The sequence below is a fragment of the Actinomadura violacea genome, assembly GCF_017573465.1.
In the GTDB taxonomy this organism is placed as follows: Bacteria; Actinomycetota; Actinomycetes; order Streptosporangiales; family Streptosporangiaceae; genus Spirillospora; species Spirillospora violacea.
The window spans coordinates 53,790-69,369 of sequence record NZ_JAGEPF010000045.1 but is presented as its reverse complement, the minus strand read 5'-3'; the positions used below and the strand labels follow the sequence as shown (position 1 = coordinate 69,369).

13 protein-coding genes are annotated in these 15,580 nt (G+C 69.4%); 4 read left to right on the top strand and 9 right to left on the bottom strand.

Going from position 1 to position 15,580, the window contains the following annotated elements; genetic code table 11:
- Nucleotides 1-9 precede the first annotated feature (9 nt).
- The 4 genes from J4709_RS48340 to J4709_RS48325 are packed head-to-tail and all read right to left on the bottom strand — an operon-like array spanning nucleotide 10 to nucleotide 4,516.
- Nucleotides 10-861: a fumarylacetoacetate hydrolase family protein gene (locus tag J4709_RS48340; RefSeq protein ID WP_208252244.1), complete on the bottom strand. Its 852-nt coding sequence runs from the start codon at nucleotides 859-861 to the stop codon at nucleotides 10-12.
- Between the two features lie 28 nt (nucleotides 862-889).
- Complete coding sequence (locus J4709_RS48335; protein WP_307802126.1) at nucleotides 890-1,930, bottom strand: ABC transporter permease; 1,041 nt, start codon at nucleotides 1,928-1,930, stop codon at nucleotides 890-892.
- A complete protein-coding gene (locus J4709_RS48330) occupies nucleotides 1,923-3,458 on the bottom strand; it encodes a sugar ABC transporter ATP-binding protein (RefSeq protein WP_208252243.1) in 1,536 nt (511 codons plus the stop codon). Before J4709_RS48330 ends, J4709_RS48335 begins: the two co-directional genes overlap by 8 nt.
- Nucleotides 3,455-4,516 carry a sugar ABC transporter substrate-binding protein gene (locus J4709_RS48325; protein ID WP_208252242.1) on the bottom strand — a complete coding sequence of 354 codons (1,062 nt, stop codon included), beginning with the start codon at nucleotides 4,514-4,516 and terminating at the stop codon, nucleotides 3,455-3,457. Before J4709_RS48325 ends, J4709_RS48330 begins: the two co-directional genes overlap by 4 nt.
- Before the next feature lie 192 nt (nucleotides 4,517-4,708).
- Between J4709_RS48325 and J4709_RS48320 the strand changes: the two genes are divergently transcribed.
- The 4 genes from J4709_RS48320 to J4709_RS48305 all read left to right on the top strand — a co-directional run bounded on the left by J4709_RS48320 (nucleotide 4,709) and on the right by J4709_RS48305 (nucleotide 9,992).
- Nucleotides 4,709-5,413 (top strand): FadR/GntR family transcriptional regulator, encoded by a 705-nt coding sequence (locus J4709_RS48320; RefSeq protein WP_208252241.1) that lies wholly within the window; start codon nucleotides 4,709-4,711, stop codon nucleotides 5,411-5,413.
- 197 nt (nucleotides 5,414-5,610) lie between these two features.
- A complete protein-coding gene (locus J4709_RS48315) occupies nucleotides 5,611-8,013 on the top strand; it encodes an alpha-L-fucosidase (RefSeq protein ID WP_208252240.1) in 2,403 nt (800 codons plus the stop codon).
- 153 nt (nucleotides 8,014-8,166) lie between these two features.
- Entirely contained in the window at nucleotides 8,167-9,357 is a 1,191-nt protein-coding gene (locus J4709_RS48310) for a mandelate racemase/muconate lactonizing enzyme family protein (RefSeq protein ID WP_208252239.1), read from the top strand.
- Between the two features lie 2 nt (nucleotides 9,358-9,359).
- Nucleotides 9,360-9,992: an RraA family protein gene (locus J4709_RS48305; RefSeq protein ID WP_208252238.1), complete on the top strand. Its 633-nt coding sequence runs from the start codon at nucleotides 9,360-9,362 to the stop codon at nucleotides 9,990-9,992.
- Nucleotides 9,993-10,067: 75 nt separating this feature from the next.
- Here the strand turns inward: J4709_RS48305 and J4709_RS56040 are convergent, their stop codons facing one another.
- The 5 genes from J4709_RS56040 to J4709_RS48280 all read right to left on the bottom strand — a co-directional run bounded on the left by J4709_RS56040 (nucleotide 10,068) and on the right by J4709_RS48280 (nucleotide 14,423).
- A complete protein-coding gene (locus J4709_RS56040) occupies nucleotides 10,068-10,772 on the bottom strand; it encodes a FadR/GntR family transcriptional regulator (protein ID WP_307802125.1) in 705 nt (234 codons plus the stop codon).
- Nucleotides 10,769-12,091 (bottom strand): MFS transporter, encoded by a 1,323-nt coding sequence (locus tag J4709_RS48295; RefSeq protein ID WP_208252237.1) that lies wholly within the window; start codon nucleotides 12,089-12,091, stop codon nucleotides 10,769-10,771. Before J4709_RS48295 ends, J4709_RS56040 begins: the two co-directional genes overlap by 4 nt.
- 120 nt (nucleotides 12,092-12,211) lie before the next feature.
- Nucleotides 12,212-12,628, bottom strand: a complete 417-nt coding sequence (locus tag J4709_RS56315; RefSeq protein ID WP_269757664.1) for an alpha/beta hydrolase fold domain-containing protein — start codon at nucleotides 12,626-12,628, stop codon at nucleotides 12,212-12,214.
- On the bottom strand, nucleotides 12,625-14,187 hold the full coding sequence (locus J4709_RS48285; protein ID WP_208252235.1) for a tyrosine-type recombinase/integrase: 1,563 nt from the start codon (nucleotides 14,185-14,187) through the stop codon (nucleotides 12,625-12,627). Before J4709_RS48285 ends, J4709_RS56315 begins: the two co-directional genes overlap by 4 nt.
- Before the next feature lie 8 nt (nucleotides 14,188-14,195).
- Nucleotides 14,196-14,423 (bottom strand): DNA-binding protein, encoded by a 228-nt coding sequence (locus J4709_RS48280; protein ID WP_208252234.1) that lies wholly within the window; start codon nucleotides 14,421-14,423, stop codon nucleotides 14,196-14,198.
- Nucleotides 14,424-15,580 lie beyond the last annotated feature (1,157 nt).

Sequence of the window (15,580 nt, the reverse complement as noted above, 5' to 3'; positions counted from 1 at the left end):
AGCCGCCTTTCATGCGTTCGCCAGTGTCTGGCGCTGGCCGCCGAGACCGTCGATGGACAATTCCACGGTGTCGCCGGCACGCAGATAGGGCGTGCCGGGCAGGCCGAGGGCGACGCCGGCCGGAGTGCCGGTGTTGATGAGGTCTCCGGGCTCGAGCACCATGTACTGGCTGAGATAGCGGATGATCTCTCCCACCGGGAAGATCATGTCGTGGGTGCCGCCGTGCTGGCGGCCGACGCCGTTGACCGACAGCCGCAGCGTCAGGCCCTGCGGATGGGGAACCTCGTCGGCGGTGACGAGCCAGGGGCCGAGCGGATTGAACGTCTCGCAGGATTTGCCGAGATCCCACTGCGGAGAGTGGTCGAGCTGGAACTCGCGTTCGGAGACGTCGTGACTGACGGCGTAGCCCGCCACGCAGGCCAGCGCCTCCTCCGCGTCCTCCAGGTAGCGCGCCCGGCGCCCGATGACGACGCCGAGCTCGACCTCCCAGTCGGTGCGGGTGGAGCCGCGCGGGATGAGCACCCCGTCATAGGGGCCCACAACGGTGCCCGGGTCCTTCATGAAGACCACCGGGCGTCCGGGGATCGACGCTCCCGTCTCGGCCGCGTGGTCGCGGTAGTTGAGGCCGACGCAGACGACCTTGCCCGGCCGGGCGATGGGGGCGCCGACGCGCAGGCCTTCGACGTCCATCTCCGGCAGCCCGCCCGCCTCCAGCGCGGCGCGGACCCGGTCGGGTCCGCCGCCGGCGAGGAAGGCGCCGTCGATGTCCGGTGTGAGGGCGGCCAGGCCGAGCACCCGGCCGTCGCCGGTGCGGACGGCGGGGCGTTCGTCACCGCGGTCGCCGACGCGCATCAGTTTCATGTACGGCTTCTCCTCCGTGTGTTGTGAGCTAGTCCTGCGCGCGGCCCGAGGTGAGCCGGGCGATCATGAGGGCGACGAGGATGATCCCGCCATAGATGGCCTGGATCCAGAACGACGGCACCTGGGCGAGCGTCAGCAGGTTCTGCACGACGCCGAGCAGCAGCACGCCGGTGAGCGCGCCGAACATGGTGCCCTTGCCACCGTCGAGGCTGATGCCGCCGATGACGGCGGCGGCGAACACAGTGAAGATCATGTTCTGGCCCTGGTTGGCGTTGATGGCGCCGACGTAGCCGGTCTGCATCAGGCCGCCGAGCGCCGCGAGCGTCCCGGCGATGACGAAGACGCCGAGCATCACGCGTTCCACGCGGATCCCGGCCGCCCGCGCCGCCTCCGGGTTGCCGCCCACCGCGTACAGCGCACGGCCCCAGCGGTGGTACTTGAGCAGGAACCCGGCGACGCCGAAGGCGGCGGCCGCGCACCACACCGACATCGGGATGGTGAGGAAGGTGGTGGTGGCGAGCGAGTAGAACGCCTCGGGCATGCCGAAGAGCGTCTTGCCTTCGGTGGTGCCGACCAGCACACCGCGGAGCACGATCAGCATGGCGAGCGTGACGATGAAGGCGTTGAGCTTGAACCGCACCACCATCACGCCATTGACCGCCCCCAGCACCGCTCCCGCGATGAGGATGGCGAGCAGCCCCGCCCACGCCGGCCACTCGGTGCCGAACCCCGAAGACGCCGCGGGCAGCACCAGCAGCGCCCCGAGCGCCGGCGCCATGCCGACCACCGATTCCAGGGACAGGTCGAACTTCCCGACGATCAGTACCAGCGACTCCGCCAGGACCACCATGGCCAGGGCCGCCGACGCGCCGAGGATCGAGATGAGGTTGCGCTCGGTGAGGAAGGAGTCGTTGAGCACCGCACCGAGCACGAGGAGCAGGATGAGCGCGGGGACGAGGGTGAGTTCACGCGCGCGGCGCAGCAGCATGTTCCCGTACCCGCGGGAGGTCGCGGAGCCACCTGCGCTCCCTGACGTCGTCCCAGGTGCGGCCGTCTTCGTATCAGCCACGGTGCACTCCTTCGATCGAGGCGATCAGGTCGCGGTCCTGCCAGCCGGCGGGGTGCTCGGCGACAACGCGGCCGTGGAACAGGACGAGCACCCTGTCGCAGCGGCGCAGATCGTCGAGTTCGTCGGAGACGACCAGCAGCGCGGTGCCGTCCTCGCGGGCACTGTCCACGCGGGAGAGCAGGGACTCCTTGGACTTCACATCCACCCCGGCGGTAGGGTTGATGAGCACGAGCAGCTTGGGCTCCGAGGCGAGCGCGCGGGCCATGACCACCTTCTGGGCGTTGCCGCCGGACAGGGCACCGACCTGCTGCTCGCTCCCTTCGGCGTGGATGTCCAGGCGCTCGATCAGCGCGCCGGCGACGTTCCGCCGGGCGCCGGTCCCGACGAACCCGAACCGGCCGAGCCTGTCGAGCACGCTCATCGTGGCGTTGTCGGCGATGGTCATTCCGGCGACCAGGCCCTGCTCGTGCCGGTCCCGGGGAACGCAGCCGACACCGGCGTCGAGCGCGGCCCTGACGTCTCCGAAGGGCAGGGCCGCGCCGTCGAGCTCGGCCTCGCCGGCAGCCGGGGGGAACAGCCCGGCGAAGGTCTCGGCGAGTTCGATCTTTCCACTGGCGCTGCTTCCGGCGAGGCCGACGACCTCGCCGCGACGGATCGTGAACGAGACGTTCGTGAACGCGTCACGCGCCCCGGTAAGGCCGCGCACCGCCAGCCGCACGGGCCCGCCCACTACCGGTCCGGGGCGGGCGGCGGCTTCTGGACCTCCTCCGGCCCGGCCGGCGGCGGCCTCGCCCGCCATTGCCTCGACCAAGCCCTCGTACGGCAGATCCGCCACGGATTCGGTGGTGATCCAGCGGGCATCGCGTAGCACGGTGACGGTTTGACACACCTCGTACACCTCCTGGAGGTGATGCGAGATGAACAGGAAGGTCACCCCGGACTCCTGCAGGGCCCGCATGCGGGCGAAGAGCCGCTCGATCTCGCGGTTGTCGAGCTGCGCGGTCGGCTCGTCCAGCACGATGAGGCGCGTACCGTACGACAGCGCCCGGGCGATCTCTACCATCTGCCGGTCCTCGACCTTGAGGTCGGCGGTGACCGCCTCCGGCGAGATCCGGATGTCCCAGGCGTCGAGCAGCTCGGTGGCCCGGCTACGCAGGAGCCTCCAGCTGAGGAGACCGCCGCGCCCCGTCGGCTGCCGGTTGAGGAAGAGGTTCTCGGCGACGGTGAGGCCGGGCACGACCGTCGGCTTCTGGTAGACGCAGGCGACCTTGCGGCGCCATGCGTCGCGGTCGGCGGTCGGCGGGGCGGGCTCCCCGTCGAAGGCGACGGTGCCGGAGTCCGGCGTCTGCAGGCCGGTGACGATGGACACCAGCGTGGACTTGCCGGCGCCGTTGCGGCCGACGAGCGCGTGGGACTCGCCGGGCAGTACGGCCAACCGCCCGTCCGCGAGGGCCATGGTCGTCCCGTACCGTTTCGTGATGCCCTCCGCCGCGAGCAGCGGCCGGGGCGGTGCGTCGGTCGCGCTCATTTGGCGGTGTTGCCCCACAGCGCGGGGTCGTCGACGTTCTGCTTGGTGACCAGCGGCGCGGGCAGCTGGTCCTCCAGCAGGCCGTTGGGCAGCCGGACGATCGTCGAACCGTGGTCGGTCGCACCCGGCTTGAAAGCCTCACCGGCCATGGCGCCCTTGATGTACTGCAGGGCGTACTTGGCGTAGGCGTCGGCGGGCTGGGACACGGTCGCGTCGATCTGCCCTGCGCGGATGGCCGCGAACTCCTGCGGGATGCCGTCGTTGGAGACGATCGTGATGTGGCCGTTCTCTCCGGTCTTCTTCAGCATCCCCTTGGACTTGAGGGTCTGCAGCGTCGGGGCGAGGTAGACGCCGCCGGCCTGCATGTAGATCCCCTTGATGTCGGGATTGGCGTTGAGCAGCGTGCCGAGCTTGGCGGCCGCGGTGTCGGACTCCCACTTGGCGGGGACCTCCAGCACCTTCAGCTCCGGGTACTTCTTGCCGACACAGGCGCGGAACGCCTCGGACCGCTCCCGGCCGTTGACTGACGCGAGATCGCCCATGATCTGGACGACCTTGCCCTTCTTGACGGTGCCGCCGAGGTAGTCGCAGGCCTTCTCGCCGTACGCGACGTTGTTCGCGCGCACGATCATGGCGACCTTGCCCTTCTCAGGCGCGACGTCCACGGCGACCACCGGGACGCCCTTGCGTTCGGCCTGGGCCAGGCCGGCGGCGATGGCGGCGCTGTCCAGCGGGGCGACCACCAGCCCCCGCACCCCCTGGTTGAGCTGGTTGTTGATGTCGGTGATCTGCTGGGCGGGGTCGCTGTTGGAGTTGACGGTCTTGAGCGTGTCGACGCCCTCCTCGGCGGCCATCTTCGGCACGTAGCCGTTGTAGGCCTGCCAGAACGGCGAGGTGAGCAGCGGCAGGATCACGCCGACCTTGCCGGCCTTCCCGCCGGAGGCCGGCCCGGTGCCGTCCTTCGTGCTGCCGCAGGCGGAGAGCGCCAGGGCCGCGCAGGCCGTGAGGGCCGCCGTCCACATCGTCCCGGACCTGAAACCCGCTGTCCTGCCGGTCATCTGACAGCTCCTTCGACGTAGGGGTGGGCGACACGCGGCCGGTCCCGTCCACGTGTCGTGTCCGCATATTTATCAGACCTCTTAGCTCTTGGAACAGCCCAAAAGGGGGAAAAGTTCAAGATCAACGATAGATTGGTCTGACTACTTGCCTGGATAGACTGCCGCGACAGTGTCCGGCTGAGAGGGGGTGCCATGGAGGAGACCAGCCCGGCGAGCGGGTCGGTGACCCAGCGCGCCATAGGTCAGATCAAGGCGATGATCGCCGACGGGAGGCTCGCGCCCGAGCAGCGACTGCCGACCGAGCGGGAGCTCGCGGTCAGTCTCGGCATCTCGCGCAGTTCGATGCGGGAGGCGATCCGCGCGCTGACCGTGCTGGGAGTGCTGGAGTCCCGGCACGGCTCGGGGATCTACGTCACCAGCCTGGAGACCGGCGAGCTCCTGGAGACCTTCGGCATGGTCGCGGAGATCTCGCCGGCGTCCCGGTTGGCCGAGCTCCTGGAAGTGCGCCGGATCCTGGAGTCGAGCGCGACCGCACTGGCCGCAGCCCGCATCGGCGAGGAGGAACTGGCCGAGGTCGAGCGGTGCCTGAAGGCGATGGACGATGCGGAGGACCCGGAGGAGTTCCTGGTCGCCGACATGGCCTTCCACCGCACGATCGCACAAGCCGCGGGCAACGAGGCACTGGCGGCGATCGTGGAGGGCCTCTCCTCGCGGACGTTCCGCGCCCGGATCCGGCGCGGGGAGCAGGACGCGGCCGCGTTCGCCCGGGCGCGCACCGAGCACGGCCGCATCTACCGGTCACTGTGCGCTCGGGACCCCGAGGCGGCGAGGACCGCGGCCGCCGCGCACATCGGCGCCGTCGAGGAGTGGCTGCAGGCGCAACTGGACGCGGACTGAGGGGGCAACGACCGGCAATCATTGATTGGTCCGACCCATCACGTGATTTCAGCGGGCAAAACCTGCCAAACAGTCCCGTAGTACAGGCAATGGTCCTGCCAATCTTCCCGGAAGTCTGCGCTTGCCCCTTGCCCGGAACCCGCCTGACCACGGATGGTCCCTGCCGTAAGCACATCCCTGTGTGAGGAGAGACCTCCGTGCAAGCCCCCACCCTCGCCCGTCTCGGGAGAGCCCGGCACACCAGCGCACTCGCCGCCGGGCTCCTCCTCGCGCTCGCCGCGGCACAGGCCGCCGCAGCGCCCGAGGCCAGAGCCGCCGGCAAGCGGCTGACGGTCACCTGGCATGACGACACCGACATCTCCGACTACACGCCGGACACCGCGTCACTGTCCCGGCACAAGGCGCCGCAGTGGTTCTCGGACGCCAAACTCGGCACGTTCATCACCTGGGGCGCCTACTCCGTGCCCGCCTGGGCTCCGAAGGACGGCAAGACGGGCAACGCCTACGCCGAGTGGTACTGGTCGGAGATGAACCGGAAGGACTCGCCGACCTACCAGCACCACCGCCAGACCTACGGCGAGAACTTCAACTACGACGACTTCCTGAACCAGTGGAAGGCCGAGAAGTTCAACCCGGACGACTGGCTGAAGCTGTTCAAGGACGGCGGGTCCAAGTACTACGTCCTGGTCGCCAAGCACCACGACGGCATCGCCCTGTGGGATTCCAAGGTCTCCGACCGCAACACCGTCGTCCACGGCCCCAAGCGCGACATCGTCCGGGCGCTCGTCGACGCCAACAAGAACGGTCACTACGGCCTGAAGAACGGCGTGTACTTCTCCATGCCCGAGTGGTACAGCCCCGACGAGCCGGTGCAGTGGAGCGGCTGGTTCGGGCGCGGCGCGCCGAAGAACCCTTACACCGGCGCGCAGGTGCCCTACACCGGCTACAAGAGCGTGACCGACTGGGTCAAGAACTACCAGTACCAGCAGATGAACGAGCTGGTCGACGGCTACGACCCCGACATCGTCTGGTGCGACATCGGCGGCGTCAACAACAGCGACGCCTTCATGGCCCGCTACTACAACAAGGCCAAGGACCGCGCCGCTCCCAAGGACGTCGTGGTCGACAACCGGTGCGGCAATCAGCATTACGACTTCACTACCCCTGAGTACTCCGTGGAGCCGGACATCAGGAAGTCCAGCTGGGAGGCCAGCCGCGGCATCGGCCGGTCCTACGGCTACAACCAGCTCGAGAACGCCGACGATTACCTCACCGACAAGCAGCTCGTCACCTCCTTCATCGACATCGTCTCCAAGGGCGGCAACCTGCTTCTGGACGTCGGACCGAAGGCCGATGGCACCATCCCCGACCTGCAGGCGCAGCGGGTCCGGGCGCTCGGCGCCTGGCTGAAGACGAACGGTGAGGCCGTCTACGGCTCCAGCTACTGGACCCAGGCCGAGGACAAGGGCGCGAACGTCCCGGTCCGGTTCACCCGGCAGCCCAAGGCGCTGTACGCCACGGCCACGGAGTGGCCCGGCGACCATCTGGTCCTCACCGCCCCGGTCAACGTCGGCTCCGGCGACGAGATCCGGCTGCTCGGCTACGGCAAACCGCTGTCCTGGCACCGGGACTCCGCAGGCCGGCTGGTCGTCGACATGCCCGCCGGCGGGCAGTCGGCCACCCCGTCCAAGAACGCCTGGACCTTCCGCATCGCCAAGCGGGGATACGACCCCGCCAGGGCCGACCTCCTCAACGTCGGTGTTCAGGCGAAGAGCACCAAGCCGGGCGGCACCTCGGGGCTCACCGTCACCCTGGCCAACCGCGGCGACCGACCCACGGTTCCGGGCAGCGCCGTCATCGAGCCGTCGTGGCCGGGCGCCCAGCCGGTCACCGTTTCCGTGCCGGCGCTCAAGCCCCATCAGCGGATGCACACCGACCTCGACCTCGCCGTACCCGCTTCCACGGCCAGCGGCAGCGCCACCGTGACGGCCACGGCCAAGGTGCAGGGCGAGGGTTACACCGGTAGCGGAGAGTTGCGCATCGTCGGTGAGAGCGTCCCTTTGAACCTGGCCCCGGCCCGCAACGCGGACGCCATCGCCGGTGTCGACGACCCGCAGGACACCGACTTCGCCGGGCGCGGGATCGGCTACCCCGCCGAGGAACTGCCGCAGGCGGGCCCTTACACGCACGACCTCGTGCGCTACGACTGGCCATCAGGCGCCAAGGGGGCGAAGAACGCCGTGCTCGCGGCCGACGACCGCACGGTCGAGGCTCCCGAGGGCAGGTACGCCTCGCTCGACCTGCTCGCCTCGGCCGCATACGGGCCGGCGGACATGCCGGTGAAGCTGGCGTATGCCGACGGCTCGACGAAGACGGTGACCGCCCGGGCCGATGACTGGGTCACCGGGACGAGCGACGCGCCGATCCAGACCGGCTACCGCTGGCTGTACGGCAAGCGGGACGACGGAGCCGTGAAGGTCTACGGCCTGCGGCTGCCGGTCGATCCGGCCAAGCAACTGGCCTCGGTCACCTTCGGCAAGGCCTCTGGACCACAGGCACAGGCCGCGGCCTACGTCTTCGCGGCGACGCTGGAGAGGTAGGGCCAGGGCTCCGGCCACGTGCGCCTCGGAAGGCGTCAACCACACCCCGAGGCGCACATTGGTCCGACCATTTCTGCCAACAAGCCTGGACTTTTCGCACTCTGCCCGTCAGGATGACTGATCTCCGACTATTGGTCTGACCTCTTAGGGGTGATGGAGATAAGCACGAACGACAACTCCCTACGTGTCGCGGCGCTGCGCCCGGTCCTGCTCTCCGCGGTCTACCCGCCGGGCGAGGAGCTCTCCTGGGTCGGCGGGGTCATCCGCTCCTGGGACGCCGCCCTCGTCGAGGTCGTCCTGGACGACGGCACCACCGGGCTCGGCGAGGCGGGCGCCGGCATCATGGCGCCCGCCGCCGTCCCCGGCATCGTCGAATCCCTCCGGCCCTACCTTCTCGGCCACCACTTCGGCGACCCCCGCGAGATCGGCGACCACCTGCGGGATCGCACGGCGTTCTGGTCCCGCGGCGGCATCGCGTCCGGCACTCTCGGCGCCGTCGAGACGGCCTGCCTCGACGCGGTCGCCAAGCGCCGCGGCGTGCCGGCGCACGAGGTGCTCGGCGGCCGCCGGGGCACGCATATCGAGGCGTACGCGTCCGGCGGGCTGGGCTCCAGCTTCGCCCAGGTCACCGCATGGGCGCTGGACCAGGTCGCCGCAGGGCTGCGCACGGTGAAGTTCCGCGCCATGCGCGACCCCGACACGACCATCGCGCTGATCCGCCACGTCGTACCGCGACTCCCGCCGGGCATCCGTTTCGTGCTCGACGCCGTGCAGGGCTGCGCCAGCGAGCCGTGGACAATCGAGGACGCGATCCGCGTCGGCAAGGTGTGCGCCGAGTACGGTGCCCGCTGGTTCGAGGAGCCCTGCCGTGCGGAGAATCCCGCCGGATATGCGGCGGTGCGCGCCGCGCTGGACGTGGCCGTCTCCGGCGTCGAGTCGCACGGCAGCGTCGAGGACTTCCGGGTCCTGCTCGAAGCCGGCGGTGTCGACATCGCCCAGCCCGACGTCACGTTCGTCGGCGGCCCCGTGGCCTTCGGCAGGGTCGCCGACCTCGCCGCGAAGCTGGGAGCCGCCTGCGTACCTCACGTCTGGGGCAGCGGCGTGACGCTCATGGCGAACCTCCATATCAGCGCCGCCCACTCGCATGTCGATCTCTTCGAGTACTGCACGCTCCCGAACCCGCTGCGCGAGGCGCTGCTCGACTGCGAGCTCCGCCTGGAGGACGGCCGGCTGGCCATTCCGGACACCCCGGGCCTCGGTGTCCGGCTCACCCCCGAGATCGAGCAGCGGTTCCCGTACGTGCCGGGCGGCGGGCACGTCATCGGCGCCCCGGAAGGGACGTGACCATGACCGACGACCGGTTCACCACCCCGGTCATCTCCGACTCGCTGGACGCGGCCGGACAGCGCGGGCAGGTCCTCGCCCCCGGCATCGGGCCGCTCGTGCCCGGCTCGCGTCTTCTGGGCCGGGCCGCGACGGTGCAGTTCGCCCCGGTCACCGAAGACCACCCTCATCCCTACGAGGACGCCATCGCCTTCATCGATGGTCTGCGTCCCGGCGAGGTGGCGGTGGTGGCCACGGGCGACAGCTCGCGCTCGGCCTTCTGGGGCGAGTTGTTCAGCGCGGCCGCACTCGGCCGCGGCGCGGTCGGTATCGTCACCGACGGCTGCCTGCGCGACTCTCCGAAGATCGCCGCGCTGGGCTTCCCGGCCTTCGCGCGTGGCCGCTGTCCGCTCGACTACCGTGCCCGGATGCGCGTCGTCGCTCGAGCGCAACCGGTGGTGCTGGCAGGCGTGACGATCCGTCCGGGCGAACTCGTGATGGCCGACGACGACGGAGTCGCGGTGGTGCCCGCGTCCGTCGAGGAGCAGGTACTAGCACGGGCGCGCGCGCGAGTCGCGACCGAGTCCACCGTTCTGGAGGAACTGCTCGCCGGTGACGGCCTGCGCACGGTCTGGGAGCGTCACGGCGTCCTGTGACCGACCCGCAAAGCGAGACCCTCGGCCCGGCATCACCCGGTCGAGGGTCTCGGCGTGCACGACGGCATGTCGGTCTCAGCGACGGAAGAAGCTCTCGACGCCGTCGATGTGCGCCGCCGCCACGGCGGCCGCGCGCGTCGGGTCGCGGTCGCGCAACGCGTTGTAGATCGCTTCGTGCTCGTCCCCCGCCCGGTCGAACACTCCGCGGTCCATGTGCCCACGCCAGAGGCGTGCGCGCTGCGTCCGCCCGCTGAGCGAGCCGATCAACGCGCTGAGGACCGGATTGCCCGCCGCCTCGGCCACGATCGAGTGGAACCGCATATCGGCCTCCACCACCTCGTCGACGCTGCCGTCCCCTCGTTGCGGGTCGCGCCGCATCTCCTCCAGGCAGGCCGCGAGGCCGGCGAGTTGCTCATCGCTGATCCGGGAGGCGGCCTGGGCCGCGGCGGCGGCCTCCAGGACCCTGCGCACGGCGAGCAGATCCAGCACCGTGGTGTCCTGAGAGAGTTCCACCATCATCGAGAACGCGTCCAGCAGCACGGCCGGGACCAGGGCCGTGACGTACGTTCCGTCGCCCTGCCGCGATTCCAGCATGCCCACCAGGGTCAGCGCGCGGATCGCCTCCCTCAGCGTGTTCCGGGAGACGCCCAGCCGCACGGCGAGTTCCCGCTCGGTCGGCAGCCGGTGGCCGGGCGGGAACTCGCCGGTCGCGATCATCGCCTTGATCTGTCTGATCGTCGCGTCGGTGACGGACTCACGGGAGGGGCCTTCGACGGTCACCCGTCAACATTAGACGGCTCCGGCGAGACGGCGGCCCTCTCGTCACCGAGGTCGGCGCCGCGCGTCTCGGGCACCGCCAGGACGGCCAGGAAGGAGATGACGGCGAACAGCAGGACGAGCAGCGCGATCGGCCAGGACGCCCCGCCCGACCAGTTGAGCAGCGCGGAGGCGACCAGCGGCGCCGGCCCGCCGATGAGAGCGGAGGTGGACTCGCGGGAGAGGGCGATGCCGCTGAGGCGGAAGCGTGCCTCGAACATCTCGGCCAGCAGCGATGCTTGCGCCGCGTACATCGAGGAGATCCCGACGGCCAGGCCGAGCACGACCGCGATCACGACCAGGACGGGGATCTCCGTGTCGATCAGCCAGAACATCGGGAACGCGAATACCACCAGGAAAGCCGCGCCGCCGAGCCAGACCGGTCGTCGGCCGACGCGGTCCGACAGCGCTCCGAACAACGGGGTGGCCACGATCGCGAGCGCGGACGCGGTGACATTGGCGGTCAGCCCCATCGCGGCGCCCATGTCCAGTTCCTTGGTCACATAGGACAGCAGGAACACTTGGATGAGGTAGGAGATGGCCACGAACGGCCCGTTCGCGGCCATCGCCAGCAGCAGCATCCGCGGCTGCCGCCGCACGACCTCGACGATCGGCAGGCCCCGCGGGGCACGGACCGCGGCAGCCTCCTCGAACACGGGAGTCTCCGCGACCCGCGACCTGAAGTAGAGGCCGACCAGCACGGCGGCGAAGCTCAGCAGGAACGGCAACCGCCAGCCCCAGGAGTCGAACTGCTCGTCGGGCAGCGCGGAGACACCGGCGAAGACCACTGTGGCGACGAGGATGCCGAGGAACACTCCGGTGCCGGGCAGTGAGGTCAGCAGTCCGCGGCGCCGCCGGTCGCCGGCCTCCGCCGCCACCACCAGTGCGCCCACGTACTCGGCTCCGGCGCCGAATCCCTGCAACAGCCTCAGCGCCACCAGCAGTACCGGAGCGGCCAGGCCGATCGTGCGATAACTCGGCAGCAGCCCGATCCCCGCCGTCGCGACGCCCATCAGGACCAGCGTCATCACCATCATCGGCTTCCGGCCGATCCGGTCGCCGACGTGGCTGAACACCACACCGCCGACCGGTCGCGCGCCGAAACCGACCGCGAACGTGGCGAGCGAGGCGAGGGTGCCCGCCGTGCTCGACGTCTCCGGGAAGAACTGGTCGCCGAACACCAGCGCGGCGGCCAGGCCGAAGAGTGTGAAGTCGTAGTACTCGACGACGCTCCCGATCATGCTCGCAGCCGCGGCGCGCCGCTTGGACCTGCTCGCTGTCATGACACCATCCATCGATTGGCCCATCCAATTACCGCAGAGAGGAGACGATCGCGGCATGATAAGCATGCTGAAGGCTGAGTGTCCATAGATTGGCCCGACCAATAGCCGAGGTTGAGCAGATCAGAGTTGACGCCGATCGCGGCGGTCCCCGCCCGACGGTGCCGTGCAGGCGGAGGGATTCCGCCGGTCCAGCCCGGTCGCCAGGAAGCTGCCGAGTTCGACGACGGCCACGCTCGCGGGCTCGACGAGGTTCGCCTGGATGTGGAAGTCATGCCACACGTGGCCGTAGGAGCGGTGTTCGACGAGGACCCCGGCCGCGCGGGCACGCTCGACGAGACGGTGGATGTCGGGCGCGAGGATCTCCCCCCTGCTGAGATGGATGAACACGTGTCGAACTCCGTAAAGTCGCCGTAGGCCTGGGGACAGCTCAGGCGAGGTTGGGTCGTGGCAGGTGCCGTAGCGTTCCGCCCACGCGCGGAGGTGCGATGCGCGTAACAAGGCGTCGCGGCCGTGGCGCCAAGAAGCGCGGTCGCTCAGCCAGCCCTTCTCTTTCCGGGCCGGGATTTGAGGAGGATGGCGGCGGCGTCTTCGGCGGACTGGCGTGCCAGGTCGGGTAGGACGCTGGTGTAGGTGTCGGAGGCGATGGTGATCGACGACAGCCCCAGGGTCTCCTGGACGACTTTGAGATCGTGTCCGGCACGCAACAGGATGGTGGCTGCGCCGTGGCGCAGGTCGTGTAGACGAACGGGAGGCAGCCCGGCTTCCATGGCCATCAACTGGAACTGATCCAGTGCGAACTCCGGAAGCAGCAGGTTTCCATCCTCGTCGGTGAAGACGAAGCCGCTCTCGTTCCAAGCATTTCCTGCGGCGAGACGTTCGTGATTCTGACGAGCCCGGTGGACGGCGAGCTCCTTGTTGGTGTGTTTGTCGAGGGTGACTTGACGCTCGCCGGCCTCAGACTTCGGGCGAGCCTGTTGAGTTGTGCCGCCGATCTGGGTGATCTGCCACCGCACTCGAATCGTTCCCGCGTCGAGGTCGACGTCCGCCCACCGCAGCCCGCAGGCTTCACCGCGGCGTAGACCGCGGAAGGCGATGAGCTGGTACAGCGCGTACAGCCGGTGCCCGGCGGCGCGGTCAAGGAACACCCGGGTCTGTTCAGGCGTCCACACCATCACCGGTGACGGCCGTGGCGTGCCTATGTAGGCGTCGATGGGCTTGATCCGGTTGCTGTGTCCGCGTCCGCCGAGTTGGGTGCGGCGGATCTCGGCCTTGGCGGTGATATAGGCGTCGCGGGCCTGTTCCCATTGCTGGATCCGTTCGGGCGTCCAGATCAGTGCCTTGGGGCGTTTGCCGGGTGGGAGTTCGATGAGGGAGGCGACGTTGAGGTCGATGCGTCGTTCCCGGATCGCTTTGTTGAGTGCGGCGCGCAGGGTGGCGCGGATGCGGTGCTTGGTCGCCGGGCCGACCACTCGGCATCCCTTCACGCGGGCGCGCAGTGCCGGGTCGCCGGTGGTGCGGGCGTGGGTGATGAGTTCGTTGCGTTCGTCGATGGCCTCGAACACCGCCTCCACGTCCGCGGCGCGTAGCCGGTCCAGGCGGATGTGGCCGATGACGGGGATCAGGTGGACGTGGATGTGGGTGTGATAGCTGTGCACAGTGCTGGCGCGCAGCCCCTTGCGGCCCGCCAGCCACAGGGTGAGCCACTGCCCCACGGTGATGGTGGTGTCCAGGGCTTGCCCGGTGCGGATCTTGCGGCGCACCTCCTCCGGCTCGGGCAGCCGCTTGTGCTGCTTGAGGGTGATGGTGATGAGATCGATGATGCGGTGGCGGTGGTCGGGATCGTCGGTGACGGCCAGCAGTTCGTGGAGTCGGCCGATCTCGGCTTCGGCGTCGTCCTGGAGGAGGTATCCGCCGCGGCGGATGGGGTTGCGGCGCGTCCCATCCGGGCGGGGCGGGAGTTCGTACTGGTAGTACCAGGTGCCGTGGGTCGGGCTCCACGAGCCGCTCTTGCGGCGCAGTTTCGGGCACTTCTTGCCCAGCAGCCGCCCCTCGGGGGTACGGCATCCGCAGGCCTTGTAGGTGGTTCCGGCAGCCAAGACTGATCTCACTCGCTTTCGGTCGGGTACTGGGGACGGTCGAGGCCCAGGAGGGTCAGGAGCCCGGCAGTGGGGACCAGGTAGCTGCGACCGACCCGCAGCACCGGGCAGGGAAACCGCCCGGCACGAGCCAGCTCGTAGCTCTTGGTACGCCCCATCCCGAGCGCCCGCCCTGCCGTGACCAGATCGACCACCGCGGGCAGCACACGGATCTCCGCCGCAGTCAGCCCCTGCATCACCACCCACCCCCAGCACGCAACCCCGTCCGGCGGCCTACCGGCCGCCGCAGGGAACCGCCTGCCAGGGCGCTGGCGGCGTGGGCGTCCTCCAACGGATCAGGACCGCTCCGATGAGCGGACGGACCGGCCGCTGGGCACGGTCGGGTCTGTCCTGCTGGTTCGGAGCATCGGTATGCACGCTCGACTGCACCCCGCCGGTCAAGTCCCCCGCCGGCAGCGCCACCGACGGGTGCGACGACGGCCAGCGCCGTGCTCGCCTGACGGCGCCCGCCCTGGAGGCAGCCGCCGAACCGCTGCCGGTCCCCTTGACAGCCAACCGCCCGGCGATACTCAGCAAGGCTGCCAGTACCGGGCAATGGCCGACTGAGACGAGTTTTTGTTCGAATGGCTGACTCCTCATTTTGAAGGCGGTGGCCACAACCAGGCGGCCGACGTTCCGTGCTGCACCGGGCGGGTCGGTGGGGTGTTGACTGGTGGGTGGTGCGGGTTGGACGGCGTGTGATTCATTCGCTGGGTGGCCTGCGGTGGCCACCGATTTCCGTACACCCTTAAAGCACCGCTGAACGCATCTGAATTTGCCAACGCTCACGTCAGGATCTGGCCAAGGTCGCCTGGCCAGAACATGACCAGGCGTTCCCAGCGGCACGGGCGATGTCAGGTCGGTGCTTCTTGAAGCCTTACCGTTCAGCACATCCGCAGCCCCGGGAACATCCGCAGGACAGGTCAAGGCTTGATCAACAGCGTCGACGCCAGCGAGAACCGGAGCCCGTCGGTTCGCCTCATGAGTGTCGGTCGGCGAGCTCCCGTGAAGGATCTGGATGCCGAGGTAGACGACACACTCGATCGCCGCCGGACCAAGATTCGTCCCACATGTTCCTGCAGGCCAGGGGCTCACGACTCGATGCCGGACGTTCCCCAGCGAAGTCACGGTGCGCTGGTCGACGTCCGTCCGACCCCCGTCGCATTCTTCGAGCGAGTTGAGGGGGCGGGCCAGCCTCCGAGGCGCCTTGCTCCGCCCCGATGGAACAGGATGGAGCAGCAGTGCACCAAGTCGGAACAGCGGAAGTCGCCACGCACCGGAGTGGTGCACAACGTGGAGCAGGCGGTACTGGCCGACCCGACATTCCCGCACCAGCCCCGGCTTCGTCCGACGC